Origin of the sequence: Streptomyces sp. NPDC001890 (genome assembly GCF_042891445.1) — a bacterium.
In the GTDB taxonomy this organism is placed as follows: Bacteria; Actinomycetota; Actinomycetes; order Streptomycetales; family Streptomycetaceae; genus Streptomyces.
In genome coordinates, this window is sequence record NZ_JBIATE010000002.1 from 928,019 (window position 1) to 953,114 (window position 25,096).

Consider the following 25,096-nt stretch of genomic DNA (forward strand, 5'->3'; position numbering starts at 1 on the left):
GGAGGCCGGCTGATGGCACGGCGATACGACTGCAACGACGCGACCGACCGTACGACGGGTCTGCGTGAGGCCGCGTCGGCCGTCCGCCGCGGCGAACTGGTCGTGCTGCCCACCGACACCGTGTACGGCATCGGTGCGGACGCCTTCAGCTCCGAGGGCGTCGCCGACCTGCTGGACGCCAAGGGCCGCGGCCGCAACATGCCGACGCCCGTCCTGATCGGCTCCCCGAACACCCTGCACGGCCTGGTCACCGACTTCTCCGAGCAGGCCTGGGAGCTCGTCGACGCCTTCTGGCCCGGCGCCCTGACGCTCGTCGCCAAGCACCAGCCGTCGCTCCAGTGGGACCTCGGGGACACCCGTGGCACCGTCGCCATCCGGATGCCGCTGCACCCGGTCGCCATCGAGCTGCTCACGGAGGTCGGCCCGATGGCCGTCTCCAGCGCCAACCTCACCGGCCACCCGTCTCCCGAGGACTGCGACGCGGCCCAGGAGATGCTCGGCGACTCCGTCTCCGTCTACCTGGACGGCGGCCCGACGCCCGGCATCGTCCCCTCGTCGATCGTCGACGTGACCGGCAAGGTCCCCGTGCTGCTGCGGGCCGGCGCGCTCTCCGTCGAGGAGCTCCGCAAGGTGGTACCCGACCTTGAGGTGGCCAATTGACCGCCCCTGAGGGGCGTGGCATAGCGGGGCGGGCCGACACTTTCCGCATCCTCCACGTCAGCACCGGCAACGTCTGCCGCTCGCCCATCACCGAGCGGCTGACCCGCCATGCCCTGGTGGACCGCCTCGGCGATCCGCTCAGCGGCGGGCTGATCGTGGAGAGCGCGGGCACCTGGGGCCACGAAGGCGCCCCCATGGAGGCCAACGCCGAGACCGTCCTCGCCGACTTCGGCGCCGACACCACCGGCTTCGTCGGCCGGGAACTGCTCGACGAGCACGTGATCCGCGCCGACCTGGTGCTCACCGCCACCCGCGACCACCGCGCGCAGGTGATCTCGATGGGTCACTCGGCCGGCCTGCGCACGTTCACCCTCAAGGAATTCACCCGGCTGGTCCGGGCGATAGACCCGGCCACGCTGCCCGACCCGCGGGACGAGGGCGTCGTCGAGCGCGCCCGCGCACTGGTCCGCGCCGCCGCCGCGCTGCGCGGCTGGCTGCTGGCCCCCACCGCCGAGGCGGACGAGGTGTACGACCCGTACGGCGCCCCGATCACGTTCTTCCGCTCCGTCGGCGACGAGATCAACCAGGCCCTCGACCCGGTCGTCACCGCGCTGACGGGCGTCGCGACCCACCGCTGAGGCCGCGGCACTGCCGCCCGCCCGACGGCCGGAGGCCGGCGCAGCGCGCCGGGGCCGAGCGGTGCGAGGGGCGTATCGGGAATGGTGCTCAGCCAGGCCCTCGACCCGGTCGCCACCGCGCTCGACGGCGTATCCGTGCAGCCCTGGAGGGCCGGCCGTCCACGCCACCCTGACGGGCGTACGCACCGTCCGGGCACGGGAGGGCCGGGCGGGTGCACTACGGCGCCGCACAGCGGGCAGGAGGCCCGTCGCGGGCCTACATTGGATCTGACGCCAGCGCACCCCTCCCCAGGCCCGGAGCCCAACGATGCCGGTCACCACTCCAGCCGCACCGCCCTCCGCCCCGCAGGCCGACCTGCCGCAGGACTTCGGTGCCCTGCTCCGGGAGGATCCGGAGATCGCCGCCGTGCTGCTGGGGGAGCTGCACCGCCAGTCCAGCACCCTGCAGCTGACCGCCGCCGAGAACTTCACCTCGCCCGCGGTCCTCGCCGCCCTCGGCTCGCCCCTCGCCAACAAGTACGCCGAGGGCTATCCCGGCGCCCGCCACCACGGCGGCTGCGAACAGGCCGACGCCGCCGAGCGCATCGCCTGCCGCCGCGCCACCTCGCTCTTCGGCGCCGAGCACGCCAACGTGCAGGCGCACTCCGGCTCCTCCGCGGTCCTCGCCGCCTACGCCGCCCTGCTCCGCCCCGGCGACACGGTGCTCGCGATGGGACTCCCGTACGGCGGACACCTCACCCATGGTTCGCCCGCCAACTTCTCCGGCCGCTGGTTCGAATTCATCGGCTACGGGGTGGACCCGGAGAGCGGATTGATCGACTACGAGCAGGTCCGCGCGCTGGCCCGCGCCCATCGCCCCAAGGCGATCGTGAGCGGCTCCATCTCCTATCCCCGCCATCCCGACCACGAGCTGTTCCGGGAGATCGCCGACGAGGTGGGCGCCTATCTCATCGCCGACTCCGCGCACCCGATGGGGCTGATCGCCGGGGGAGCGGCGCCGAGCCCGGTGCCGTACGCCGATGTGGTCTGCGCGACCACGCACAAGGTGCTGCGCGGGCCGCGCGGCGGGATGATCCTGTGCGGCGAGGAGCTGGCGGAGCGGATCGACCGGGCGGTCTTCCCGTTCACCCAGGGCGGTGCCCAGATGCACACCGTCGCTGCGAAGGCCGTCGCGTTCGGGGAGGCGGCCACCCCGGCGTTCACCACGTACGCGCACCGGGTGGTGGCCCATGCCCGGGTGCTGGCGGCCGGTCTGGAGGCGGAGGGCTTCGAGGTCACCACCGGCGGCACGGACACCCACCTGATCGTCGCGGACCCGGCCCCGCTGGGCGTCGACGGGCGGACCGCCCGCGCCCGGCTGGCGGCGGCGGGCCTGGTGCTGGACACCTGCGCGCTGCCGTACGGGGACGCCCGGGGCATCCGGCTGGGCACCGCGGCCGTCACCACCCAGGGCATGGACGACGCGGACATGGCCCGGCTGGCGGTGCTCTTCGGAGCGGCGGTGCGGGAGGAGGACGACATCCGCGCGGAGGTGCGGGAGCTGGCGGTGAGCCATCCGCCTTACCCGGGGTAGCAGTCCGATGCGGAACCGATGGGCCCGATTGCTGTGTCCTCGGTCATGAGGCCCGTGCAGCGCGGCCGTCCCTGATGCCCGGACGGTTTAGGGTGTGGGCTGAGATGGCCGGCGAAATCTATGGGGCAGCCCGTGCGTGATTACCTGCTGACGCTCTGTGTCACGGCCGCGGTGACCTATCTGCTGACCGGTCCGGTGCGTAAGTTCGCCATCGCGATCGGGGCGATGCCCGCGATCCGTGCGCGTGACGTCCACCGAGAACCGACACCGAGGCTCGGTGGCATCGCCATGTTCGGCGGGCTGTGCGCCGGACTGATCGTCGCGGCCCATCTCCACAACCTCGAGTGGGTCTTCCAGCTCTCCACCGAGCCGCGGGCGCTGCTCTCCGGCGCCGCGCTGATCTGGCTGATCGGTGTCCTGGACGACAAGTTCGAGATCGACGCCCTGATCAAGCTCGGCGGGCAGATGATCGCCGCCGCCGTCATGGTCCTCCAGGGGCTGACGATCCTGTGGCTGCCGATCCCCGGTGTCGGCACCGTCGCGCTCACCCAGTGGCAGGGCACGCTGCTCACGGTCGCCCTGGTCGTCATCACCATCAACGCGGTCAACTTCGTCGACGGCCTGGACGGTCTCGCGGCGGGCATGGTGTGCATCGCCGCCGCCGCGTTCTTCCTGTACACCTACCGGCTCTGGTACGGGCACATGATCGAGGCGGCGGCCCCGGCGACGCTCTTCGCGGTGATCCTGATGGGCATGTGCCTGGGATTCCTGCCGCACAACATGCATCCCGCGCGGATCTTCATGGGCGACTCGGGTTCGATGCTGATCGGCCTGGTGCTCGCGGCCGGGGCGATCTCGGTGACGGGCCTGGTCGACCCGGACGCGATGAAGCTCTTCGCGGGCAGTGAGCGCGAGGCCACCCACGCGATGCTGCCGGTCTTCATCCCGCTGCTGCTGCCGCTGACGATCATCGCGATCCCGGCCGCGGACCTGGTGCTGGCGATCGTGCGGCGGACGTGGAACGGGCAGTCGCCGTTCGCGGCGGACCGCGGCCATCTGCACCACCGGCTGCTGGAGATCGGCCACTCGCACAGCAGGGCCGTGCTGATCATGTACTTCTGGTCGGCCCTGATCGCCTTCGGCGCGGTCGGCTACTCCGTGCACTCGACGTCCCTGTGGATCGTGCTGGTGATCATGGGGATGAGCGCGCTGGGTCTCGTACTGCTGCTGCTCCCCCGCTTCACGCCGAGGGCCCCGTACTGGGCGGAACGCTTCGTACCGCCCCGTTACCGCCGGATCCGGGGCAGGGGCGAGGCGGCGGAAGGGGCGGACCCCTCGTCCGGGGCCGGGCTCCAACAGGGGCCTGCCGAGGCGCCGATGGGGCGGAAGGGGCCCGAGTCGCAGGAGCGCACCCCGGTGGTCGTGGGGGTGTCCGGCGTCAACGGGGCGACCGCCATCGGCCCCCGTTCGCGTTTTTCGGACAGAGACAAGGCCGAATCCGCACGTTGAGAATTCGGGCACCAAGGGGCAATACCAGACAAGTAATTGAGTTGTCTTGCTCACATGCGCGAATTCACTCTCACGTGTGACTGTAAGCACACTTTCTTGGTAAAGACCTCATCAAATAGTTTGTGATACCGTTCACGAAGCCCGGTGACGGAGCCGAAGGACTTGAGTAGCACGGTCCATTGGCCCGAGGCATCGACTCGGACCGGGCCTACGCTCGTCCATGACGACACACTGCCCACCCCCTGCAAGCGGAGCTGCCGCCATGCCGTCCAACGACGTCCGGACTCTCCTTCAAGCCGCCGTACCCACCGCTGCCGCCGGCGTTGTCGCCGTTGCCGTCAGCGCTGGTGTCGCGGGCGGCAAGGGAGCCCTCGGCGCGGGTGTTGCGACGATCGTGGTGATCCTCTTCATGGGAATCGGCCTGCTGGTCCTGCAGCGGACCGCGCGGTCATTGCCCCACCTGTTCCAGGCGATGGGGCTGATGCTGTATACGGCTCAGCTTCTCCTGTTGTTCATCTTCGTCGCCGCTTTCAAGAACACGACGATGTTCAATCCGAAGGCGTTCGCGATCACTCTGGTCGCGATGACCCTCGTGTGGATCGGTGCACAGACCCGTGCACACATGAAGGCCAAGATCCTTTACGTCGAACCCGAGTCCGACAAGGCGGAAAAGCCCAAGAACACGGGCTCGAAGTCGTGAAGGGTAGGGGCGGGATAAGTGCAGGTTCAAGACCCTGCTATCGTCCGGTTCCAACTGCGGCACTGCGGGCGCGGGCATGTGAGCTGACGCCTGCTCGATCGCGAGGCTCAATGCCTGACTGCCGCTCACACATCCGTAACACCAGTCCAGTGCCGAACCGCGGCTGCGCGCCGCGCCGACACAACGAGGTTGCCGTACCTATGCGCCACGCTGAAGGAGCCCGCGGTGAGTGCTGACCCGACGCAGGTGCTCGCCTTCGAGACCGATTGCCACATCTTCTCCGGTTGTGGTTTCCCGGGTCCCGGCCTGCACTCTTTCCTGTTCGAGCCGATCTTCGGTGACGCGGACAGCAACATCTACTTCAACAAGACGATGCTGCTGGCGCTCCTCGGCACGGTCATCATCGTCGGCTTCTTCTGGGCCGCCTTCCGCAAGCCGAAGGTCGTTCCGGGCAAGCTGCAGATGGTGGCCGAGGCCGGCTACGACTTCGTCCGCCGGGGGATCGTCTACGAGACGCTCGGCAAGCGCGAGGGCGAGAAGTACGTCCCGCTGATGGTGTCGATCTTCTTCTTCGTGTGGATGATGAACCTCTGGTCGATCATCCCGCTCGCCCAGTTCCCGGTGACGTCGGTCATCGCCTACCCGGCCGGGCTGGCCCTGATCGTCTACGTCCTCTGGATGAGCATCACCTTCAAGCGCCACGGTTTCGTCGGCGGCTTCAAGAACCTGACGGGCTACGACAAGTCGCTCGGCCCGGTGCTCCCGATGGTCATGGTCATCGAGTTCTTCTCGAACGTCATCGTCCGTCCCTTCACGCACGCGGTCCGACTCTTCGCGAACATGTTCGCCGGTCACACGCTGCTGCTGCTCTTCACCATCGCCAGCTGGTACCTGCTCAACGGCATCGGTATCGCCTACGCGGGCGTCTCGTTCGTGATGGTCATCGTGATGACGGCCTTCGAGCTCTTCATCCAGGCTGTTCAGGCGTACGTCTTCGTGCTCCTGGCGTGCAGCTTCATCCAGGGCGCTGTCGCCGAGCACCACTGATCGCGCCTCCCATACCCCCAGTCGTCCGGTGGCCAACCCCCACCGGTCCGTGAAAGAGAAGGAAGAACTGGCATGTCCCAGACCCTTGCCGCCGTCACCGGTTCCCTCAGCTCCGTCGGATACGGCCTGGCTGCCATCGGCCCCGGCGTCGGCGTCGGCATCATCTTCGGTAACGGCACGCAGGCTCTCGCCCGTCAGCCCGAGGCTGCCGGTCTGATCCGCGCCAACCAGATCCTCGGCTTCGCCTTCTGTGAGGCGCTCGCCCTCATCGGTCTGGTCATGCCGTTCGTCTACAGCTGACGAACCGCGACTAGTCCGTTCCGACGAAAGGCACTGATGTGAACCCCCTGGTTCAGCTCGCGGCCTCCGAGGTGGAGAACCCCCTCGTTCCGCCGATCCCTGAGCTCGTCATCGGTCTGATCGCCTTCGTCATCGTCTTCGGCTTCCTCGCCAAGAAGCTCCTCCCGAACATCAACAAGGTTCTGGAAGAGCGTCGCGAGGCCATCGAAGGCGGTATCGAGAAGGCCGATGCGGCCCAGACCGAGGCCCAGAGCGTCCTTGAGCAGTACAAGGCTCAGCTCGCCGAGGCCCGCCACGAAGCCGCGCGCCTGCGCCAGGAGGCGCAGGAGCAGGGCGCTGTGATCCTGCAGGAGATGCGGGCGGAAGGCCAGCGGCAGCGCGAGGAGATCATCGCTGCCGGTCACGCCCAGATCGAGGCCGACCGCAAGGCCGCGGCCTCCGCGCTGCGTCAGGACGTGGGCAAGCTCGCCACCGACCTGGCCGGCAAGCTCGTCGGCGAGTCCCTTGAGGACCACGCCCGGCAGAGCGGCACCGTCGACCGTTTCCTCGACGAGCTCGAGGCGAAGGCCGAGGCTGTCCGATGAACGGCGCGAGCCGCGAGGCACTGGCTGCCGCACGTGAGTCGCTCGACGCGCTGACCGACAACACGTCGGTCGACGCGGCGAAGCTCGCCGAGGAGCTGGCCGCCGTGACGGCGCTGCTCCAGCGCGAGGTCTCACTGCGGCGGGTCCTGACCGACCCGTCGCAGGCCGGCGAGGCCCGGGCGGAGCTGGCCGGACGGCTGCTGCGCGGTCAGGTGGGCGGCGAGACCGTCGACCTGATCTCCGGCATGGTCCGCTCCCGCTGGTCGCAGTCGCGCGACCTGGTCGACTCGGTCGAGGAACTGGCGAACATCGCAGACCTCACCGCCGCCCAGCGCAGCGGAGACCTCGACGACGTCGAGGACGAGCTGTTCCGGTTCGGCCGGATCGTCGCCTCCGACAAGGAGCTGCGCGCCGCGCTCACCAGCCGGTCCGCGTCCACCGCCGCCAAGGGCGAGCTGCTGCGCAGCCTGCTCGGCGGCAAGGCGCGGCCCGCCACCGAGCGCGTCGTCACGCGGCTTGTCACCCAGCCGCGTGGACGTAGCCTGGAAGCGGGACTCGAGTCCCTCTCCAAGCTCGCCGCGGAGCGCCGGGACCGCATGGTCGCCGTGGTCACCTCGGCCGTGCCGCTCAGTGATCGGCAGAAGCAGCGCCTCGGCGCCGCACTGGCGAAGATCTACGGCCGTCCGATGCACCTGAACCTCGACGTGGACCCCACGGTCCTCGGCGGGATCGCGGTGCGGGTCGGTGACGAGGTCATCAACGGCACCATCTCGGAGCGCCTCGAAGAGGCGACCCGGCGCATGGCCGGCTGACCGACGCAGCGCAGCAACAGAACAGAGCAAGACCAGCGGCCCGGTTGGGCCGTGCAGAAATTGCAGAAGATTCCTGGGGGTCGGCCCCCAGACCCCCTTAAGAAACTTCGGGCCCAACAAGGAGAGCAGGGAACCCAGATGGCGGAGCTCACGATCCGGCCGGAGGAGATCCGGGACGCGCTGGAGAACTTTGTCCAGTCGTACAAGCCGGACGCGGCCTCGCGCGAGGAGGTCGGTACGGTCAGCGTTGCCGGCGACGGCATCGCGAAGGTCGAGGGTCTTCCCTCGGCCATGGCGAACGAGCTGCTGAAGTTCGAGGACGGCACCCTCGGTCTCGCCCTCAACCTTGAGGAGCGCGAGATCGGTGCCATCGTCCTCGGCGAGTTCAGCGGCATCGAAGAGGGCCAGCCGGTGCAGCGCACCGGTGAGGTGCTCTCCGTCGGCGTCGGCGAGGGTTACCTCGGCCGCGTCGTCGACCCGCTCGGCAACCCGATCGACGGTCTCGGCGAGATCGCGACCGACAGCCGCCGCGCCCTCGAGCTGCAGGCCCCTGGCGTCATGGTCCGTAAGTCGGTGCACGAGCCGATGCAGACCGGCTACAAGGCCGTCGACGCCATGGTGCCGATCGGCCGCGGCCAGCGTCAGCTGATCATTGGTGACCGTCAGACGGGTAAGACCGCTCTGGCCGTCGACACGATCATCAACCAGCGCGACAACTGGCGCACGGGCGACGTGAACAAGCAGGTGCGCTGCATCTACGTCGCCATCGGTCAGAAGGGCTCCACCATCGCCTCCGTGCGCGGTGCCCTCGAAGAGGCCGGCGCGCTCGAGTACACGACCATCGTCGCCGCCCCGGCGTCGGACCCGGCCGGCTTCAAGTACCTGGCGCCGTACACCGGTTCGGCCATCGGCCAGCACTGGATGTACCAGGGCAAGCACGTCCTGATCATCTTCGACGACCTCTCGAAGCAGGCCGACGCCTACCGCGCCGTGTCGCTTCTGCTGCGCCGTCCGCCGGGCCGTGAGGCCTACCCGGGCGACGTCTTCTACCTCCACTCGCGTCTGCTGGAGCGCTGCGCGAAGCTCTCCGACGACATGGGCGCCGGTTCGATGACGGGCCTCCCGATCGTCGAGACCAAGGCGAACGACGTGTCGGCGTTCATCCCGACCAACGTCATCTCCATCACCGACGGCCAGTGCTTCCTGGAGTCCGACCTGTTCAACGCCGGCCAGCGTCCGGCCCTGAACGTCGGTATCTCGGTCTCCCGCGTCGGTGGCTCCGCCCAGCACAAGGCGATGCGCCAGGTCTCCGGCCGTCTCCGTGTGGACCTCGCCCAGTACCGCGAGCTGGAGGCGTTCGCCGCCTTCGGTTCCGACCTGGACGCGGCCTCGAAGGCGTCGCTGGAGCGCGGTAAGCGCATGGTCGAGCTGCTGAAGCAGCCGCAGTACTCCCCGTACCCGGTCGAGGAGCAGGTCGTCTCCATCTGGGCCGGCACCACCGGCAAGATGGACGACGTCCCGGTCGAGGACATCCGTCGCTTCGAGAGCGAGCTGCTGGAGTACCTGCGCCGTGAGCGCAAGGACCTCCTGACCAGCATCGCCGAGGGCGCCAAGATGTCCGACGACACGCTGCAGTCGGTCGCCGACGCCGTCGCCGCCTTCAAGCAGCAGTTCGAGACCTCGGACGGCAAGCTCCTGGGCGAGGGCTGATCGATGGGCGCTCAGCTTCGCGTTTACAAGCGCCGCATCCGCTCCGTCACCGCCACGAAGAAGATCACCAAGGCGATGGAGATGATCGCCGCCTCGCGCATCGTCAAGGCGCAGCGCCAGGTGGCGGCGTCGACGCCGTACGCGACCGAGCTCACCCGTGCGGTGACCGCGGTGGCGACCGGCTCCACCACCAAGCACCCGCTGACCACCGAGGCCGACACCCCGGCACGGGCCGCGATCCTGCTCATCACGAGCGACCGCGGTCTGGCCGGCGGTTACTCCTCCAACGCCATCAAGGCCGCGGAGCGACTGACCGAGCGGCTCCGGGGCGAGGGCAAGGAGGTCGTCACCTATGTGATCGGCCGCAAGGGTGTCGCCTACTACGGCTTCCGTGAGCGCAAGCTCGCGGATTCGTGGACCGGCTTCACCGACAGCCCGACGTACGCGGATGCGAAGCGGGCTGCGGCCCCGCTGATCGAGGCGGTCACCCAGGAGACCGCCGAGGGCGGCGTGGACGAGCTGCACATCGTCTTCACGGAGTTCGTGTCGATGATGACGCAGAACCCGGTCGACGACCGGATGCTGCCGCTCAGCCTCGATGCCACGAAGGACGACGCCGGCAAGGGCGAGATCCTGCCGCTGTTCGACTTCGAGCCGTCGGCGGAGGACGTCCTCGACGCCCTGCTTCCGCGGTACGTCGAGAGCCGGATCTACAACGCGCTGCTGCAGGCCGCTGCTTCCGAGCACGCCGCCCGCCGCCGCGCGATGAAGTCGGCCACCGACAACGCCGGTGAGCTCATCAAGACGCTCTCCCGGCTTGCCAACGCGGCCCGCCAGGCCGAAATCACCCAGGAAATCAGCGAGATCGTCGGTGGTGCCAGTGCGCTGGCCGACGCGACCGCGGGGAGTGACAAGTAATGACGACCACAGTTGAGACGGCCGTTGCCACGGGCCGCGTCGCCCGGGTCATCGGCCCGGTCGTCGACGTGGAGTTCCCCGTCGACGCGATGCCGGACATCTACAACGCGCTGACCGTCCAGGTGGCCGACCCGGCCGAGGACGGCAAGCTCAAGACGCTGACCCTCGAAGTCGCCCAGCACCTGGGTGACGGCCTGGTCCGCGCGATCTCGATGCAGCCCACCGACGGTCTGGTCCGCCAGGCCGCGGTGACCGACACGGGCACCGGCATCACGGTCCCGGTCGGCGACATCACCAAGGGCAAGGTGTTCAACACCCTCGGCGAGATCCTCAACAAGCCCGAGGCGAACGCCGAGGTCACCGAGCGCTGGCCGATCCACCGCAAGGCGCCCAACTTCGACCAGCTCGAGTCCAAGACCGAGATGTTCGAGACCGGCGTCAAGGTCATCGACCTGCTCACCCCGTACGTCAAGGGTGGAAAGATCGGTCTGTTCGGTGGTGCCGGTGTCGGCAAGACCGTTCTGATCCAGGAAATGATCTACCGCGTGGCCAACAACCACGACGGTGTGTCGGTGTTCGCCGGTGTCGGTGAGCGCACCCGTGAGGGCAACGACCTCATCGAGGAAATGGCCGACTCGGGCGTCATCGACAAGACGGCGCTCGTCTTCGGTCAGATGGACGAGCCGCCGGGCACGCGTCTGCGCGTCGCGCTGGCCGGTCTGACCATGGCGGAGTACTTCCGCGATGTGCAGAAGCAGGACGTGCTCTTCTTCATCGACAACATCTTCCGGTACACCCAGGCCGGCTCCGAGGTGTCCACCCTGCTCGGCCGTATGCCGTCCGCGGTGGGTTACCAGCCGAACCTGGCCGACGAGATGGGTCTGCTGCAGGAGCGCATCACGTCGACCCGTGGTCACTCGATCACCTCGATGCAGGCGATCTACGTCCCCGCGGACGACCTGACCGACCCGGCCCCGGCCACCACCTTCGCCCACCTCGACGCGACGACGGTTCTCTCCCGTCCGATCTCCGAGAAGGGCATCTACCCGGCCGTGGACCCGCTGGACTCCACGTCCCGCATCCTGGACCCCCGCTACATCGCGGAGGACCACTACGCGGCGGCCATGCGTGTCAAGGGGATCCTCCAGAAGTACAAGGACCTCCAGGACATCATCGCGATCCTCGGTATCGACGAGCTGGGCGAGGAGGACAAGCTCGTTGTCCACCGTGCCCGTCGTGTCGAGCGCTTCCTGTCGCAGAACACCCACGTCGCCAAGCAGTTCACCGGCGTGGACGGTTCGGACGTGCCGCTCGACGAGTCGATCGCCGCGTTCAACGCGATCTGCGACGGCGAGTACGACCACTTCCCCGAGCAGGCGTTCTTCATGTGCGGTGGCATCGAGGACCTGAAGGCCAACGCCAAGGAGCTCGGCGTCTCCTGAGCCCTGGCTCACCGAGGGGGGCGGGTGTGTCCCGTCCCCCTCACCACGCCCCGTAGAATTGACCCAACACCCGGCTCGAACGGCCGGGTGGTGACCCGAGGAGCCACCCTTGGCTGCTGAGCTGCACGTCGAGCTGGTCGCCGCGGACCGCAGTGTCTGGTCCGGCGAGGCCACCCTGGTCGTCGCGCGCACCACGTCCGGCGACATCGGCGTCATGCCCGGTCACCAGCCGCTTCTGGGTGTGCTGGAATCGGGCCCGGTGACGATCCGTACGAGCGACGGCCAGACCGTGGTCGCCGCTGTGCACGGCGGTTTCATCTCGTTCGCGGACGACAAGCTCTCGCTGCTCGCCGAGATCGCGGAGCTGGCGGACGAGATCGATGTCCAGCGCGCCGAGCGTGCGCTGGAGCGCGCGAAGTCGGACACGGACGCTGCCTCCGAGCGGCGCGCCGAAGTCCGACTGCGTGCGGTGGCGGTGCGCTAGCGCCCCGCTACCACGTAGCTTTACCCTCAGCCGCGGCCCGAGCTGGAGACCACTCCAGACCGTGTCGCGGCTGAGGCGATGCAGGTGCGGTTGTAGTTCTGGCGGTATCCGTTACTCGACGACGCGAGGAGGTCGGTGGAGATGTTCCTCGCGCTGTGGGTGGGCGGGCTGCTCGTCGCACTGGTCCTGATCGGACTCTTCTTCTTCGGCCTGCGCCGGCGGCTGATTCAGCGCTCCGGCGGGACCTTCGACTGCAGTCTGCGCTGGAACGTGTCCGAGGAGCCCGATCTCTCGGGCAAGGGCTGGGTCTACGGGGTCGCCCGGTACAGCGAGGACCGGATCAACTGGTTCCGCGTCTTCTCCTACGCTCCTCGACCCCGCCGGGTCCTGGAGCGTTCTGCGATCGAGGTGGTCGCCCGGCGGCTGCCCGAGGGTGAGGAGGAGCTGGCGCTGCTCTCCGACGCCGTGGTGCTCGGCTGCCTCCACGGGGAGACCCGCCTGGAACTGGCCATGAGCGAGGACGCGCTGACCGGGTTCCTCGCGTGGCTGGAGGCGGCTCCGCCCGGCCAGCGGGTCAACGTGGCCTGAGGGCCGTCCGGCCCTGCTCGGCACGGCCCAGAAGACGGAAGAACCGGGGAGACGGGGGGCGGACCCGTCTCCCCGGCTGCTTTCCGGGGTGGTGCGTGGTGCTGGTGGGGGGTTGTCTCAGACCGTGAGGGCTACTTCAGGCCGCTGTTGATGGCGCCGACGAGTTCACCGTTGGCGGTGTCGCCGCTGAACTCCCAGAAGAACGCGCCTCCCAGGCCCTGGCTCTTCGCCCAGCTCATCTTGGATGTGATGGTGGCCGGGGTGTCGTAGCTCCACCAGTTGGTGCCGCAGTGGGCGTAGGCGGTGCCGGCGACGGTGCCGGTGGCCGGGCAGCTGTTCTTGAGGACCTTGTAGTCCTCGATGCCCGCCTCGTAGGTGCCGGGTGCGGCGCCGGTGGCGGTGCCGCCTGGCGCGTCCTGGGTGACGCCGGTCCAGCCGCGGCCGTAGAAGCCGATGCCGAGGAGCAGCTTGGACGCGGGGACGCCCTGGGCCTTCAGCTTGGCGATGGCGTCGGCGGAGTTGAAGCCGGCCTGCGGGATGCCGTCGTAGGAGGTGAGCGGGGAGTGCGGGGCGGTCGGGCCCTTGGCAGCCCAGGCGCCGAAGAAGTCGTACGTCATCACGTTGTACCAGTCCAGGGACTGGGCGGCGCCGGCGTAGTCGGCGGCGTCGATCTTGCCGCCCTCGGAGCCGTCGGCGGTGATGGCGGCCGTCACCAGGTTGCTGCTGCCGAACTTCGAGCGCAGCGCGGTGGTCAGGCCCTTCAGGGCGGCCGGGCCGCTGGTGTCACAGGTCAGACCGCAGGCGTTGGGGTACTCCCAGTCGATGTCGATGCCGTCGAAGACATCGGCCCAGCGGGGGTCCTCCACCAGGTTGTAGCAGGACTCGGCGAACGCGGCCGGGTTCTTCGCGGCCTCACCGAAGCCGCCGGACCAGGTCCAGCCGCCGAAGGACCACAGCACCTTGATGTGCGGGTACTTCGCCTTGAGCTTGCGCAGCTGGTTGAAGCTGCCGCGCAGCGGCTGGTCCCAGGTGTCGGCGACGCCGTCGACGGACTTGTCGGCGGTGTACGCCATGTCGTAGTCGGCGTAGGAGTCACCGATCGTGCACTTGCCGCCCTGGACGTTGCCGAAGGCGTAGTTGATGTGCGTGATCTTCGCGGCGGAACCCGAGGTGTCCAGGTTCTTGACGTGGTAATTCCGGCCGTAGACGCCCCAGTCGGTGAAGTAACCGAGGTTGACCTTGCCGCCGGTGCCGGGGTCGGGGTTGCCGCCGCCACCGGTGGTGTGGACCTTGACCGCGCCGCTGACCGGGCCGGTCTGGTCGGCGGTGTCACGGGCCTGCACGGTGTACGAGTAGTCGGTGCCGGCCTTGAGGCCGGAGTCCGTGTACGTCGTGCCGGTGACGGTCGAGACGACGGTGCCGTCCCGCAGCACGTCGTAGTTCTTGATGCCGTTGTCGTCGGTCGCGGCGGACCAGCTCAGCTTGGCCGAGGTGTCGGTGACGGAGCTCGCGGTGGGGGTGCCCGGCGCCGAGGGGGCGGTGTCGCCGGGGACGCTGCCGCCGTCGCAGGAGGCGCCGTTCAGCTTGCAGCCGGTGGGGGCGCCGGGACCGGTGCCGTTGAAGCCGAAGCTGACGGAGGCGCCGGGGGCGACCGAGCCGTTCCAGCCGAGGTTCTTGGCGGTCCAGTGGGTTCCGGAGCTGGTGACGGTGGCGTCCCAGGCGGAGCCGACCGCGGTGCCGGAGGGGAAGTCCCACTCGATGGTCCAGGAGGACAGGGCGGTGGTGCCGGTGTTCTTCACCGTCCACTGGCCCTCGAAGCCGCTGCCCCAGTCGGACTTCTTGACGAAGGAGGCGGTCGCCGAGGTGGCGGCCTCGGCGGGGGAGGCCAGGCCGACCATCGCGGCGAGTGGCAGCAGCAGCGCGGTGACACCGGCAACTGCTCTGGATCTGGTGGCTCTTCCGGTCCCGAGTCTGAATCGGGTCCGGCGTAGGGGGGTTTCAGTGCTCAACGGTGCTCCTCGGGTGAGGTCCGGACAATCGGGGGTGGTCCGTGGACTGCAAACCCTGCGCCGCCCTGAGCACGTCATTGTCATGGCGTGCTCACCGCAGTGTGCTCGGTGAGATTAGGAAGGTCTGGACCAATCGTCAAGAGGTCTGGACCAAAGTCCGCGACTAAACCTTCAGACGCCCCATTCCTGTGCGAGTACCGCCGCCTGGACCCGGCTGCGCAGCTCCAACTTGCCCAGCAGTCTGCTCACATGGGTCTTCACCGTCGCTTCCGCCACGGAGAGCCGGACCGCGATCTCGGCGTTCGACAGGCCCTCGCCGAGACAGCCCAGCACCTCCCGCTCCCGTCGGGTGAGCGACTCCAGCACCGCGGGGTCGGGCGCGTTCGCCGTCCGTACGGAAGTGGCCCCGGCGAACTCGGCGATCAGCCTGCGCGTCACGGCCGGGGCGATCAGCCCCTCGCCGCGCGCCACCGTCCGTACGGCGTCGAGCAGATCGCGCGCGTCGGTGTTCTTCAGCAGGAAGCCCGCGGCCCCCGCCCGCAGTGCCCCGAAGACGTACTCGTCCAGATCGAACGTGGTCAGCACCAGTACGTCCGCGAGCCGCTCGGCCACCACCTGTGCGGTCGCCGACACCCCGTCGAGGCGCGGCATCTGAATGTCCATCAGCACCAGGTCCGGCCGCAGCGCGCGGGCCAGGCGCACCGCCTCCTCGCCGTCCCCGGCCTCGCCCACGACCTCGATGTCGGGGGCGCTGCGCAGAATCAGCACCAGCCCCGCCCGTACGGCCGACTGGTCCTCGGCGACCACAACCCGGATCGTCATGTCCTCGACGTCCCTTCCTCCACGGGCAGTTCGGCCCGTACCCGCCAGATCTTCGTACCGTCGCCGGTGGTCGACGGACCGGCCTCGATCGCGCCGCCCAGCAGTGCCACCCGCTCCCGCATCCCCACCAGACCGGCCCCCGAGCCGGGTGCGCGCGGCCCGGGACGGTCCCCGAACACACTGCTGACCTCCACCGTGAGCAGCTGCCCGGACTGCCCGAGCCGCACCGTGACCGGGCCGGGCGCGGCATGCTTGAGCGCGTTCGTCAGGGACTCCTGGACGATCCGGTACGCGGCCAGCTCGACCGGTGTGGGCAGTGCGCCGCCCTCTCCCCGCTCGTCCTCGAACGTACAGGTCAGGCCGCTCGACGCGGCGTTCGTACGGGTCTGCTCCAGCAGGGCGTCCAGCGAGGCGAGGGTGGGCGAGGCGGCCGGCTCCAGGGCGCCGTCGCCGGCCCGCAGCAGCCCGATCAGCCGCCGCATCTCGGCGAGCCCGTCGACGCTGTTCTCCCGGATCACCCCCAGCGCGTCGCGGGAGGTGGCCGGGTCGTCGATGGAGAGCGCGGCGGTGGAGTGGATGGCGATCGCGGACAGGTGGTTGGCCACCATGTCGTGGAGTTCGCGGGCCATCCGGGTGCGCTCGGCGGTCACCGCCTGGTTCCGGTCCATCTCGGCCAGCAGCGCGGTCTGTTCGGCGTGCAGCCGGGCCGTCTCGGCCGCGTCGCGGTGGTTGCGGACGCTGACCCCGGTGATGGCGGGCAGGAACGACACCATGGCGGTGACGACGCCGATGAGCAGGGCCTGGGCGTCGCGGAACCAGGCCAGGAACCCGATGGTGATCACGACCGTGATCAGGAAGGTGGTCACCGGGATGCGGCGGGCGGCGGACGGCTTCCCGTACAGCACGGCCGCGTACATCAGGTCCGTGAACATCAGCACCGTCGCCAGGTTCCCGACCGTGAACTGGTCCGCGACCAGCGCGAGCGTGCCGACGACCAGGGCCGTCTGCGGGGCGGTCCGGCGGACCAGTTCGAGCGCCGACACGACGGCCAGCGGCAGCAGGGAGACCCACGGGGCGACGAAGAGCCGGTCGCCCTGGAGGTTCAGGCCGAGCAGCCACAGGACGAGGCCGCCGAAGAGGCCGATGACCGCCAGGAGCACGTCGTGGCGGTGCGGCCGGGGAAGGGAGAGCACCCTCCCATCCAACACGGCGGCCCGCGCCCGGACCTCCGTACCAGGAGCGAGGCGCGAGTACATCGAAGGATGCAGTCACGGCTCGTCATCGCAGACGACGAATCCGGGCCGGGCGGCCGGGAGGCTGGAGCGAGACGGAAAGGGGAGTGCCGTGATCGTCACGCTGATCGTGCTCTGCGAAGTCGCCTTCTGGGTGCTGCTGGCCGCGGGGCTCGCGCTGCGGTACCTGGCGAAGAAACCGAGGCTGGGCGCGGCCGTGCTGCTGTGCGAGCCGCTGCTGGAGGTCGTCCTGCTGGTGGTGACCGCCATGGACCTGAAGAACGGGGCCCAGCCCGACTGGAAGCACGGGCTCGCCGCGGTCTACATCGGCTTCACGGTGGGGCTCGGCCACTCCACGATCCGCTGGGTCGACGCCCGGGTGGCGCACCGCTTCGCGGGCGGACCGCCGCCGGTGAGGCCGCCGAAGTACGGCATGGCGCGCGCGGTGCACGAATGGAAGGTCGCGGCACGCTGGACGGTCGCCGCGGTGACCGCGCTGGCGCTGCTCCAGGCAGCCGTCTGGTACGTGGGCGGGGACGGCGACGTGTCGTCGTTGCAGGCGTGGCAGCAGAAGATGCTGTTCGTGATCGGGCTCAACGTGGTCATCGCGGGGAGCTACACGCTGTTCCCGAAGACGGCACCGAAGACGGCACCGAAGACGGCACCGAAGACGGCGCCGGGGCCGGGACCGGGGCCGGGGCCGTCGAGCTGACCCCGGCCCGTCCCGGTCCGCGGACCGGGACGGCTACCGCTCGCCGCCGGGCACCCACAGCACGTCGCCGACCTCCTTGTTCGCCGTCCTGGCGAGGATGAACAGCAGGTCGGAGAGCCGGTTGAGATACGTCGCGGTCAGCGCGTTCATCACCTCGCCGTGCACCTCCAGCGCCGCCCAGGTGGACCGCTCCGCGCGCCGGACCACCGTGCACGCCTGGTGCAGCAGCGCCGCCCCGGGGGTACCGCCCGGCAGGATGAAGCTGCGCAGCTTCTCCAGCTGCTCCAGGAAGTGGTCGCAGTCCGCCTCCAGCTTGTCGATGTAGCTCTGCTCCACCCGCAGCGGCGGGTACTTCGGGTCCTCGACGACCGGGGTCGACAGGTCCGCGCCCACGTCGAACAGGTCGTTCTGCACACGGACGAGGACCTTCACGACGTCCTCGGGGAGCTGCCCGAGCGCGATCGCGGTACCGATGACGGCATTGGCCTCATTGGCGTCGGCGTACGCGGAGATCCGCAGATCGGTCTTGGCGGTCCGGCTCATGTCGCCGAGGGCGGTGGTGCCCTGGTCGCCGGTGCGCGTGTAGATACGTGTCAGATTGACCATGCGGTCAGCCTAAGGGCTGTCCCGTAATCCCTGGCCGTCGTCGCGCGCCCGCCAGGGATTACGGGACAGCCCTTAGTCAGGCACCCGCCCGCCGGAAGACGCGTGTGCCCACCGCCACGGCGACCGCCGCGAATCCGAGCGCGACAAGCACCCCGTAGAGCATGTGGGCGGATGCGTACGACCCCACGTACGCGTCCCGCACCGCGTCCACGAGGTAGCGGAACGGCGTGAGGTGGGAGAGCACGTCCAGCCAGCCGGGGCCCAGCGTCATCGGCAGCATCAGGCCGGAGAGCAGCATGGCCGGCATGGTGATCGAGTTGATCACCGGGCCGAACTCCTGCGGGGTGCTGACCTTCATGGCCAGGGCGTACGAGAGCGAGGCCAGCGAGACCGTCAGCAGACCGACGAACGCGAAGCCGATCAGTACCCCGGGCAGGGGTGCGCGCAGCCCCATGAGCACGGCGGCGAGCACCAGCAGCACCGCCTGGAACATGAACAGCAGGGCATCGCGCAGGACCCGGCCCAGGAGCAGCGCCAGTCGGCTGACCGGGGTCACCCGCATCCGCTCCACGACCCCGGTCGACTTGTCGATGATGATGGCGAACCCGGCGAACGACGCGCCGAACAGGCCGAGTTGGAGCAGCAGTCCGGGGACCAGGACCTGCCAGGAGTCACCGGTGGAGCCGAGCGGCAGCCCGGTGAGCAGCGGGCCGAAGAAGAGCAGGTAGAGCAGCGGCATGAGGATGCCGAAGAGGATCTGGAACCTTGAGCGCAGGGTCTGCCGGGCGTACCGCCCGAAGACGAGCGCGGTGTCGTGGAGAAGCATCGGATTCCTCTAGGCGGACCGGGCGGATCAGACGGACTGGACGGACTGGATGGCGACGGGAGCGGCGTCGGCCGGTGCGGGGGAGCGCCCGGTGATCGCCAGGAACGCCTCCTGGAGCGAGGCGGCGGGGGAGCCCGCGTGCCGGGTCTTCAGCGCGGCCGGTGTGCCCTCGGCCACGACCAGGCCGCCGTCGACCACGACGAGCCGGTCCGCGAGCGCGTCGGCCTCGTCGAGGTAGTGGGTGGTGAGCACGACGGTCGTGCCGTAGGTGTCCCGCAGTCGGCGCACCAGCTCCCACAGGTCGGCGCGGCTGCCCGGGTCGAGCCCGGTGGTCGGCTCGTCGAGGAAGAGCACGACCGGGCGGTGGGTGAGCCCCATGGCGATGTCGAGCCGACGCCGCTGGCCGCCGGAGAGGGTGGCCGTCCTGCGGTCGAGCAGCTCCGAGAGGCCCAGTTCAGCGGCGAGTTCGGCGGCCCGGGACGCTGCCGCCGCCTTGCCGAGCCGGTAGAGCCTGCCCTGGGTGACCAGCTCCTCCCGGACGCTGATGTGGGGGTCGACGCCGCCCGACTGGGCCACGTACCCGCACTTCTTCCGCACGCCCGCCGGGTCCGCGAGCAGATCGTGGCCGGCCACGGTGGCCGCGCCGCCGGTGGGGGCGAGCAGCGTGGTGAGCATGCGCAGGGTGGTGGTCTTGCCCGCTCCGTTGGGCCCGAGGAGACCGACGATCTCGCCGGCCGCGACCGTCATGTCGATGGAACGTACGGCCTGGACCGGACCGCCCTTGGTGTCGAAGGTCCGGGCGAGCCCGGCCGCGCTGATGATTGGCATGCCGACCACAAAAACAGAGTCGATGAAAAATTGCAATGACTCCAAATATTGTGGAGCACCAAATATTCAGGCACCCCAGAGGAGTCCTACGATGGGGCCATGGCTGAGGGACTCAGGGAGCGCAAGAAGCGCCAGACCAGGCAGCACCTCTCGGACGTGGCCACCGGTCTCTTCCTGGAGCGGGGCTTCGACGCGGTCACGATCGCCGAGATCGCCCGCGCCGCAGACGTCTCGGTGAACACGGTCTACAACTACTTCCCGACCAAGGAGGACCTCTTCCTCGACCGCAGCCGCGGCATCGTCGACCGTCTCTCGCGGTACGTCCGGGGCCGGGACAGGGGTGAGTCCGCGGCCGACGCCGTCCTGCGCGAACTGCGCATCCAGGTGGAGGGCGTGTCACCCGCCGTCGGCCTGATGGACGGTTACGAGCGCTTCATGCGGGTCATCGAGGGCGCGGACGGCCTCAAGGCCCGCCTCTGGCACGTACAGCAGGAGGTCCTTCAGCATCTGGAGGCGACGCTCCACGAGGAGTGCGGGACGGAGCCCGGGGACCCGGCGCCGATTCTGGTGGCGGGTCAGCTCTCCTGGGTGCACAGCACGCTCATGGCGTACATCGGCCGCGAGATGGTGGCCGGCCGCAAGGCGGGCGAGGTGTCCCGGGACGCGCTCGTCCTGCTCGACGACATCGAGGACCTGCTCGGCGAAAAGGTCCTCAACTACGCCCGGCGCGCCGCTGAATGAGGGGTCCCGGTGTGATGTCCGTCATGTGAGACGTGACGCGCATCTCTTCGCCGCCCCAGCGCCCCCCAACGGTACTAATCTCCGCCGGAGAGCATGTGAAGAACCGTCGAGACCCGGCCGTGCAGGGACAACTGCAGAGGCGGGCCGAAACCAAGGGGTGCAGACGTGGCCAGGAAGCTCGCCGTCATCGGAGCCGGACTCATGGGGTCCGGCATCGCGCAGGTCTCCGCCCAGGCGGGCTGGGACGTGGTGCTGCGCGATGTCACCGACGAGGCCCTGGCCCGTGGCCGTGACGGCATCGAGGCGTCGTACGACAAGTTCGTCTCCAAGGGCAAGCTGGACGCCGCCGACGCCGAGGCCGCGCTCGCCCGCATCACGACCACCACCGACCTCGACGCGGTCGCCGACGCGGATGTCGTCGTCGAGGCCGTCTTCGAGAAGCTGGAGGTCAAGCACGAGATCTTCCGGGCGCTCGACAAGATCGTCCGGGACGACACGGTGCTCGCCTCCAACACCTCCGCCATCCCGATCACCAAGATCGCGGCCGTGACGGAGCGCCCCGAGCGCGTCGTCGGTGTGCACTTCTTCTCGCCGGTCCCGATGATGCAGCTCTGCGAACTCGTACGGGGCTACAAGACCAGCGACGAAACCCTCGCCACCGCGCGGGAGTTCGCCGAGTCCGTGGGCAAGACCTGCATCGTCGTCAACCGTGACGTCGCCGGCTTCGTCACCACCCGGCTGATCTCGGCGCTCGTCGTCGAGGCCGCCAAGCTGTACGAGTCGGGCGTCGCCTCGGCCGAGGACATCGACATCGCCTGCAAGCTGGGCTTCGGTCACGCCATGGGCCCGCTCGCCACGGCGGACCTGACCGGCGTCGACATCCTGCTGCACGCCACGAGCAACATCTACACCGAGTCGCAGGACGAGAAGTTCGCCGCTCCGGAGCTGATGCGCCGGATGGTGGATGCAGGTGACATCGGCCGCAAGAGCGGGCAGGGCTTCTACACGTACTGATCGTTTTCGGTCCTCCGGTTGCCTGATCTGCCGTCGGTCAGGCCCGGAGGTCCGGGGGAGTCTCCCGGAATCAGCGGGTCCGAGCGGGCCCCTGCCGTGCCTCGGTCACTCCACGGGGTGAATTCGGTATCGGTTCGCTTACAGACGGCAACCTCCCTGTCGCTGCCGCAGTCAGTTGTGGGAGAGACAGAACAGACAGACGAACTTTGCCACGGAGCATTCCAGGGGAGCGCATATGCACATCAGGGGCGACCACGCCGAGCTGGTCGTCGGGGGCCGCCTCGACGTCCGAAGCGCGGCGGACGCCCGTACGGCCCTGCACTCGGCCCTCGACGACGGCGTCGGCGACCTGGTGCTCGACCTGACCGAGCTGGATTCCTGGGACGCCACCGGACTCGGCGTCATCATGGGCGCACACCGCCGGGCCGGACGGGCCGGGCGGCGGCTGGTGCTCCGCGGCGTACCGCCGCAGATGCAGCGCCTGCTGGTGGCGACCCGGCTGCACCGCATCCTGGCCATCGAAGGCGGAATCGCCGCGGACTCGCTGCCGCGCGTGTAGCGGCGTACGCCGCGGCCGAAAGCGCACAATCCGCACGAGAACGTGCGCTTCGGGCGGCGTGACCCCCCGACTGTGCGGGGACCCGGCACGACGGTCTAGGGTTCGCCCGTCCGCCGATTGACGAACCCACCGGGCGGACACCGGACCGGAAGCGACAGCGGGGCGTGCGAGGCCGGAGGGGCAATCGTGCGCGACGCGTCTGGGGGCTTTGGCGATGGACCCGACACACCGGGGACCGGAAGAGTACAGCCGGGACAACGGCGGCTTCGGCGAGGGGCCCGGCCGCAGACGGCCGGCCCGTGACCAGCTGACCCCGGAACCCGGCCAGCCGACGCCGCAGGCACGCGTCGTCCGGCTCATAGCGGGCGACTACCTCCTCACCGTCAACCCGATCGACGGCAGCGAGGTCGAGCTGTGCCCGCCGGGGGAGCGGCCCGGACCGCCCGCCCGGCGCACCGCGACCGGCCGCGCCGACCGCGAACGCGCCACCGCGCCGCCCGTGCCCCCCGGCCCGCCCGCCCCCCAACTGCCGCTCCTGGAGCGCGCGCAGGAGCGCGAACGGCTGGTGCGCCTGCTGTCCCGGGGCCGCTCGGTGCGGCTCACCGGACCGGCCGGATCAGGCCGTACGGCACTGCTCGACGCCGTCGCGGCCGACTGCGCGGACCTCGCGCCGGACGGAGTCGTACGGCTCAGCGGCTACAAGCGGAACGCCACCGACCTGCTGTACGGGCTCTTCGAGGCCGTCCACGACGCGCCGCTGCACCGCCCCGACCGTGACCGGCTGCTCGAACGGGTCCGGAGCATCGGCGCCGTCGTGCTGCTCGACGACCTGGAGTTCGGCGGGGCCGCGCTGGAGGAACTGCTCGACGCGACACCGGAGTGCGCCTTCCTGTTCGCGACGGTTCCGGACGTCGCCGCGCCCACCACGGACTCGCACCTCGAAGAGGTCTTCCTCGCGGGCCTCGGCCGCAGCGCCGCGGTCGAGCTGCTGGAGCGGGCCGTCGAGCGCCCGCTCACCGAAGAGGAGGCGAACTGGGCGGGAGACCTCTGGTTCGAGTCCGAGGGGCTGCCGCTGCGCTTCGTCCAGGCGGCCGCCCTGCTGCGCCAGCGCGATCTGTTGCGCACCGATCCCGAGGCGTACGGCGAGTACGGCGGCCGCGACGGCCGGCCCGCGGACGCCCCCTTCGGGCACGACCAGGCCGTCGACGGGGTCCACATCCCGCTGCCCAGCCTCGGGGAGGGGGCGGCGCCCGCCGCGCTGCTCGCCTCACGGCTGAGCGGGCCCGCCCGCGACACCCTGCGCTTCGCGGTGGCCCTGGGCGGCGAGGTGCCGCACCAGGCGCATCTGCCGGCGCTCATCGGGGACACCCACGCGGACGCCGCGCTCGGCGAGCTGGCCGGCTGCGGGCTGCTCTCCCCGGCCGGTTCGCGCTACCGGCTCGCCGCCGGTGTCGTCACCCAGCTGGAGGCCGCCGGATACGGTGCGGACGCCACCGAGCGGGCCCGTACCGCGGCCCAGCACTACGCCTGGTGGGCCGGTCACCCCTCGGTCACCCCCGAACGGGTGACGGCCGAGGGCGACGCCGTCATCGCGGCAATGGCGCAGCTGGTGCCCGGCGACGGGGCGGGGCAGACCAGCGTGGCCGTGCTGCTGGCCCGCAGTGCCACCCCGGCCTTCGCGGCGGGCCTGCACTGGGGAGCCTGGGAGAAGGCGCTGCGGATCGGCCAGGAGGCGGCCCGGATCGCCGGGGAGGTCGCCGAAGAGGCTTACTTCCACCACGAGTTGGGCGTACTCGCGCTCCTGGCCGGAAATCCGGACCGGGCCAGGGCCGAGCTGGAGACCTCGATCAGCATGCGCGGGGCGCTGGCCGACAAGTCCGGGGCGGTGGCCGGACGGCGCGCGCTCGCCCTGGTCGCGGACCGGACCGGCGGCCCGCTGCCCATCGTCCTCACCCCGCCCGGGGACGAGCTGCCGGTCGCGCGGGCCGAGGGGCCGGCGACGCCGCCGCCCGTCGGGACGAGGCCGTCCGTGACGCAGACGACGCCGAGGCCGTACGAGGGCGACACCGCGGTGATCTCGCGGCACAGCGCGCCCAAGGCCGCCGGGGGTGCGCGAGGAGGCCGCTTCGGGCTGCTCGCCGGGGCCCGGCGCAATCTGGTCGCGACGGCCGCGGGCGTCCTGTTGACCGGTGTGCTCGGCACGGTGGTCGGGCTGGGGCTGACCTCCGGCGACGACGACGTCCAGGGGAACCAGGGCGTCACGACCGAACAGTCGCAGAGCCAGGAGGGCGGCGAGGACGAACTGCCGGCCGACGGCCCGGCGGACGGATCGACGCCTGCCGACCCGGCGTCCAGCGGCAGTCCGGCGACGCCCGGTCCTTCGGGCAGCGAGGTCACGCCGAGCGGCAGCGGCACCCCGTCCACGGACCCGACGGAATCGAGCGGCAGCCCGTCCTCGGACACGTCGTCCAGCAGCAGGCCGCCGTCGCACAAGCCGACCAAGTCGCCCACCGGGACGAAGTCGCCCTCGCCGACGAAGACCTCCAGCCCGACCGCCGGCCCGACGGAGACCGAGTCCCCGAGCCCGACGGACACGGCCACCGAACCCGAGCCGTCCTCGCCCGACACCTCCGACTCGGCGAGCGGACCCTCGTCGTCGTCGGCGGCGAGTGCGGACAGCGGTCCGGCCATCGCCTGAACCGCCCAGGAACCGACGAACGCCGGACGTGACGGGCACGTCCGGCGTCGGGGACCGGAAAGGCGTCGGGGACCGGAAGGAAGC

At 70.0% G+C, this 25,096-nt stretch carries 25 protein-coding genes; 19 read left to right on the top strand and 6 right to left on the bottom strand.

Annotation, left to right across the window (positions count from 1 at the left end; translation table 11 throughout):
• Nucleotides 1-12: 12 nt before the first annotated feature.
• From ACFYY1_RS10360 to ACFYY1_RS10425, 14 genes are all read left to right on the top strand, one after another.
• Nucleotides 13-660: an L-threonylcarbamoyladenylate synthase gene (locus tag ACFYY1_RS10360; protein WP_266729677.1), complete on the top strand. Its 648-nt coding sequence runs from the start codon at nt 13-15 to the stop codon at nt 658-660.
• Nucleotides 657-1,298: a protein-tyrosine-phosphatase gene (locus ACFYY1_RS10365; RefSeq protein WP_266729676.1), complete on the top strand. Its 642-nt coding sequence runs from the start codon at nt 657-659 to the stop codon at nt 1,296-1,298. Before ACFYY1_RS10360 ends, ACFYY1_RS10365 begins: the two co-directional genes overlap by 4 nt.
• Nucleotides 1,299-1,605: 307 nt before the next feature.
• Nucleotides 1,606-2,871: a serine hydroxymethyltransferase gene (gene glyA, locus ACFYY1_RS10370; RefSeq protein ID WP_388583112.1), complete on the top strand. Its 1,266-nt coding sequence runs from the start codon at nt 1,606-1,608 to the stop codon at nt 2,869-2,871.
• A 120-nt stretch (nt 2,872-2,991) separates the two neighbouring features.
• Complete coding sequence (locus tag ACFYY1_RS10375; RefSeq protein WP_388583114.1) at nt 2,992-4,380, top strand: MraY family glycosyltransferase; 1,389 nt, start codon at nt 2,992-2,994, stop codon at nt 4,378-4,380.
• A 262-nt stretch (nt 4,381-4,642) separates the two neighbouring features.
• The gene (locus tag ACFYY1_RS10380) at nt 4,643-5,080 is read left to right on the top strand and encodes a hypothetical protein (protein ID WP_259931898.1); all 438 of its coding nucleotides are present in this window, start codon (nt 4,643-4,645) and stop codon (nt 5,078-5,080) included.
• Between the two features lie 210 nt (nt 5,081-5,290).
• Nucleotides 5,291-6,127 carry a F0F1 ATP synthase subunit A gene (gene atpB / locus ACFYY1_RS10385; RefSeq protein WP_358946359.1) on the top strand — a complete coding sequence of 279 codons (837 nt, stop codon included), beginning with the start codon at nt 5,291-5,293 and terminating at the stop codon, nt 6,125-6,127.
• A gap of 72 nt (nt 6,128-6,199) precedes the next feature.
• Nucleotides 6,200-6,427 (top strand): ATP synthase F0 subunit C, encoded by a 228-nt coding sequence (gene atpE / locus ACFYY1_RS10390; protein WP_030386954.1) that lies wholly within the window; start codon nt 6,200-6,202, stop codon nt 6,425-6,427.
• A gap of 38 nt (nt 6,428-6,465) precedes the next feature.
• Entirely contained in the window at nt 6,466-7,011 is a 546-nt protein-coding gene (locus ACFYY1_RS10395; RefSeq protein WP_189542168.1) for a F0F1 ATP synthase subunit B, read from the top strand.
• Nucleotides 7,008-7,823 (top strand): F0F1 ATP synthase subunit delta, encoded by an 816-nt coding sequence (locus ACFYY1_RS10400; RefSeq protein ID WP_388583117.1) that lies wholly within the window; start codon nt 7,008-7,010, stop codon nt 7,821-7,823. The genes ACFYY1_RS10395 and ACFYY1_RS10400 overlap by 4 nt, the downstream gene beginning before the upstream one ends.
• 138 nt (nt 7,824-7,961) lie before the next feature.
• Entirely contained in the window at nt 7,962-9,533 is a 1,572-nt protein-coding gene (atpA, locus tag ACFYY1_RS10405) for a F0F1 ATP synthase subunit alpha (RefSeq protein ID WP_360927011.1), read from the top strand.
• Between the two features lie 3 nt (nt 9,534-9,536).
• Nucleotides 9,537-10,451, top strand: a complete 915-nt coding sequence (locus ACFYY1_RS10410) for a F0F1 ATP synthase subunit gamma (protein ID WP_388583119.1) — start codon at nt 9,537-9,539, stop codon at nt 10,449-10,451.
• Nucleotides 10,451-11,893, top strand: coding sequence for a F0F1 ATP synthase subunit beta (atpD, locus tag ACFYY1_RS10415; RefSeq protein WP_388583121.1), 1,443 nt, complete (start codon nt 10,451-10,453; stop codon nt 11,891-11,893). Before ACFYY1_RS10410 ends, atpD begins: the two co-directional genes overlap by 1 nt.
• Nucleotides 11,894-12,002: 109 nt before the next feature.
• The gene (locus ACFYY1_RS10420; RefSeq protein WP_259931878.1) at nt 12,003-12,377 is read left to right on the top strand and encodes a F0F1 ATP synthase subunit epsilon; all 375 of its coding nucleotides are present in this window, start codon (nt 12,003-12,005) and stop codon (nt 12,375-12,377) included.
• Nucleotides 12,378-12,518: 141 nt separating this feature from the next.
• On the top strand, nt 12,519-12,965 hold the full coding sequence (locus ACFYY1_RS10425; protein ID WP_388583493.1) for a DUF2550 domain-containing protein: 447 nt from the start codon (nt 12,519-12,521) through the stop codon (nt 12,963-12,965).
• A gap of 131 nt (nt 12,966-13,096) precedes the next feature.
• Here the strand turns inward: ACFYY1_RS10425 and ACFYY1_RS10430 are convergent, their stop codons facing one another.
• The 3 genes from ACFYY1_RS10430 to ACFYY1_RS10440 form a co-directional block, all read right to left on the bottom strand.
• Entirely contained in the window at nt 13,097-14,974 is a 1,878-nt protein-coding gene (locus ACFYY1_RS10430; RefSeq protein WP_388583123.1) for a glycosyl hydrolase family 18 protein, read from the bottom strand.
• Between the two features lie 171 nt (nt 14,975-15,145).
• Nucleotides 15,146-15,796 (bottom strand): response regulator, encoded by a 651-nt coding sequence (locus ACFYY1_RS10435; RefSeq protein WP_388583125.1) that lies wholly within the window; start codon nt 15,794-15,796, stop codon nt 15,146-15,148.
• Nucleotides 15,793-16,989, bottom strand: coding sequence for a sensor histidine kinase (locus ACFYY1_RS10440; RefSeq protein WP_388583127.1), 1,197 nt, complete (start codon nt 16,987-16,989; stop codon nt 15,793-15,795). Before ACFYY1_RS10440 ends, ACFYY1_RS10435 begins: the two co-directional genes overlap by 4 nt.
• Before the next feature lie 151 nt (nt 16,990-17,140).
• Here ACFYY1_RS10440 and ACFYY1_RS10445 point away from each other — a divergent pair, with 151 nt between their 5' ends.
• Complete coding sequence (locus tag ACFYY1_RS10445) at nt 17,141-17,740, top strand: hypothetical protein (RefSeq protein WP_388583129.1); 600 nt, start codon at nt 17,141-17,143, stop codon at nt 17,738-17,740.
• A gap of 33 nt (nt 17,741-17,773) precedes the next feature.
• On the opposite strand, the gene ACFYY1_RS10450 is transcribed toward ACFYY1_RS10445, so the two are convergent.
• The 3 genes from ACFYY1_RS10450 to ACFYY1_RS10460 form a co-directional block, all read right to left on the bottom strand.
• Entirely contained in the window at nt 17,774-18,346 is a 573-nt protein-coding gene (locus tag ACFYY1_RS10450; protein ID WP_388583131.1) for a cob(I)yrinic acid a,c-diamide adenosyltransferase, read from the bottom strand.
• 76 nt (nt 18,347-18,422) lie between these two features.
• The gene (locus tag ACFYY1_RS10455) at nt 18,423-19,172 is read right to left on the bottom strand and encodes an ABC transporter permease (protein WP_388583133.1); all 750 of its coding nucleotides are present in this window, start codon (nt 19,170-19,172) and stop codon (nt 18,423-18,425) included.
• A gap of 27 nt (nt 19,173-19,199) precedes the next feature.
• Nucleotides 19,200-20,000 carry an ABC transporter ATP-binding protein gene (locus ACFYY1_RS10460; protein WP_388583135.1) on the bottom strand — a complete coding sequence of 267 codons (801 nt, stop codon included), beginning with the start codon at nt 19,998-20,000 and terminating at the stop codon, nt 19,200-19,202.
• A 99-nt stretch (nt 20,001-20,099) separates the two neighbouring features.
• Between ACFYY1_RS10460 and ACFYY1_RS10465 the strand changes: the two genes are divergently transcribed.
• From ACFYY1_RS10465 to ACFYY1_RS10480, 4 genes are all read left to right on the top strand, one after another.
• Nucleotides 20,100-20,741, top strand: a complete 642-nt coding sequence (locus tag ACFYY1_RS10465; protein WP_388583137.1) for a TetR/AcrR family transcriptional regulator — start codon at nt 20,100-20,102, stop codon at nt 20,739-20,741.
• A 165-nt stretch (nt 20,742-20,906) separates the two neighbouring features.
• Nucleotides 20,907-21,755 carry a 3-hydroxyacyl-CoA dehydrogenase family protein gene (locus ACFYY1_RS10470; RefSeq protein WP_376420754.1) on the top strand — a complete coding sequence of 283 codons (849 nt, stop codon included), beginning with the start codon at nt 20,907-20,909 and terminating at the stop codon, nt 21,753-21,755.
• Nucleotides 21,756-21,990: 235 nt separating this feature from the next.
• The gene (locus ACFYY1_RS10475) at nt 21,991-22,314 is read left to right on the top strand and encodes an STAS domain-containing protein (RefSeq protein ID WP_072486732.1); all 324 of its coding nucleotides are present in this window, start codon (nt 21,991-21,993) and stop codon (nt 22,312-22,314) included.
• Between the two features lie 214 nt (nt 22,315-22,528).
• Nucleotides 22,529-25,012, top strand: a complete 2,484-nt coding sequence (locus ACFYY1_RS10480; RefSeq protein ID WP_388583139.1) for an ATP-binding protein — start codon at nt 22,529-22,531, stop codon at nt 25,010-25,012.
• The last annotated feature ends 84 nt before the right edge of the window (nt 25,013-25,096 follow it).

What these genes read in the sequence shown, in the direction of transcription:
- ACFYY1_RS10360 (WP_266729677.1), top strand. Translation starts at nt 13, where the DNA reads ATGGCACGGCGATACGACTGCAACGACGCGACCGACCGTACGACGGGT.
- glyA (WP_388583112.1), top strand. Translation starts at nt 1,606, where the DNA reads ATGCCGGTCACCACTCCAGCCGCACCGCCCTCCGCCCCGCAGGCCGAC.
- ACFYY1_RS10375 (WP_388583114.1), top strand. Translation starts at nt 2,992, where the DNA reads ATGGGGCAGCCCGTGCGTGATTACCTGCTGACGCTCTGTGTCACGGCC.
- ACFYY1_RS10380 (WP_259931898.1), top strand. Translation starts at nt 4,643, where the DNA reads ATGCCGTCCAACGACGTCCGGACTCTCCTTCAAGCCGCCGTACCCACC.
- atpE (WP_030386954.1), top strand. Translation starts at nt 6,200, where the DNA reads ATGTCCCAGACCCTTGCCGCCGTCACCGGTTCCCTCAGCTCCGTCGGA.
- ACFYY1_RS10400 (WP_388583117.1), top strand. Translation starts at nt 7,008, where the DNA reads ATGAACGGCGCGAGCCGCGAGGCACTGGCTGCCGCACGTGAGTCGCTC.
- atpA (WP_360927011.1), top strand. Translation starts at nt 7,962, where the DNA reads ATGGCGGAGCTCACGATCCGGCCGGAGGAGATCCGGGACGCGCTGGAG.
- ACFYY1_RS10410 (WP_388583119.1), top strand. Translation starts at nt 9,537, where the DNA reads ATGGGCGCTCAGCTTCGCGTTTACAAGCGCCGCATCCGCTCCGTCACC.
- atpD (WP_388583121.1), top strand. Translation starts at nt 10,451, where the DNA reads ATGACGACCACAGTTGAGACGGCCGTTGCCACGGGCCGCGTCGCCCGG.
- ACFYY1_RS10425 (WP_388583493.1), top strand. Translation starts at nt 12,519, where the DNA reads ATGTTCCTCGCGCTGTGGGTGGGCGGGCTGCTCGTCGCACTGGTCCTG.
- ACFYY1_RS10435 (WP_388583125.1), bottom strand. Translation starts at nt 15,796, where the DNA reads ATGACGATCCGGGTTGTGGTCGCCGAGGACCAGTCGGCCGTACGGGCG.
- ACFYY1_RS10450 (WP_388583131.1), bottom strand. Translation starts at nt 18,346, where the DNA reads ATGGTCAATCTGACACGTATCTACACGCGCACCGGCGACCAGGGCACC.
- ACFYY1_RS10455 (WP_388583133.1), bottom strand. Translation starts at nt 19,172, where the DNA reads ATGCTTCTCCACGACACCGCGCTCGTCTTCGGGCGGTACGCCCGGCAG.
- ACFYY1_RS10460 (WP_388583135.1), bottom strand. Translation starts at nt 20,000, where the DNA reads ATGCCAATCATCAGCGCGGCCGGGCTCGCCCGGACCTTCGACACCAAG.
- ACFYY1_RS10465 (WP_388583137.1), top strand. Translation starts at nt 20,100, where the DNA reads ATGGCTGAGGGACTCAGGGAGCGCAAGAAGCGCCAGACCAGGCAGCAC.
- ACFYY1_RS10475 (WP_072486732.1), top strand. Translation starts at nt 21,991, where the DNA reads ATGCACATCAGGGGCGACCACGCCGAGCTGGTCGTCGGGGGCCGCCTC.
- ACFYY1_RS10480 (WP_388583139.1), top strand. Translation starts at nt 22,529, where the DNA reads ATGGACCCGACACACCGGGGACCGGAAGAGTACAGCCGGGACAACGGC.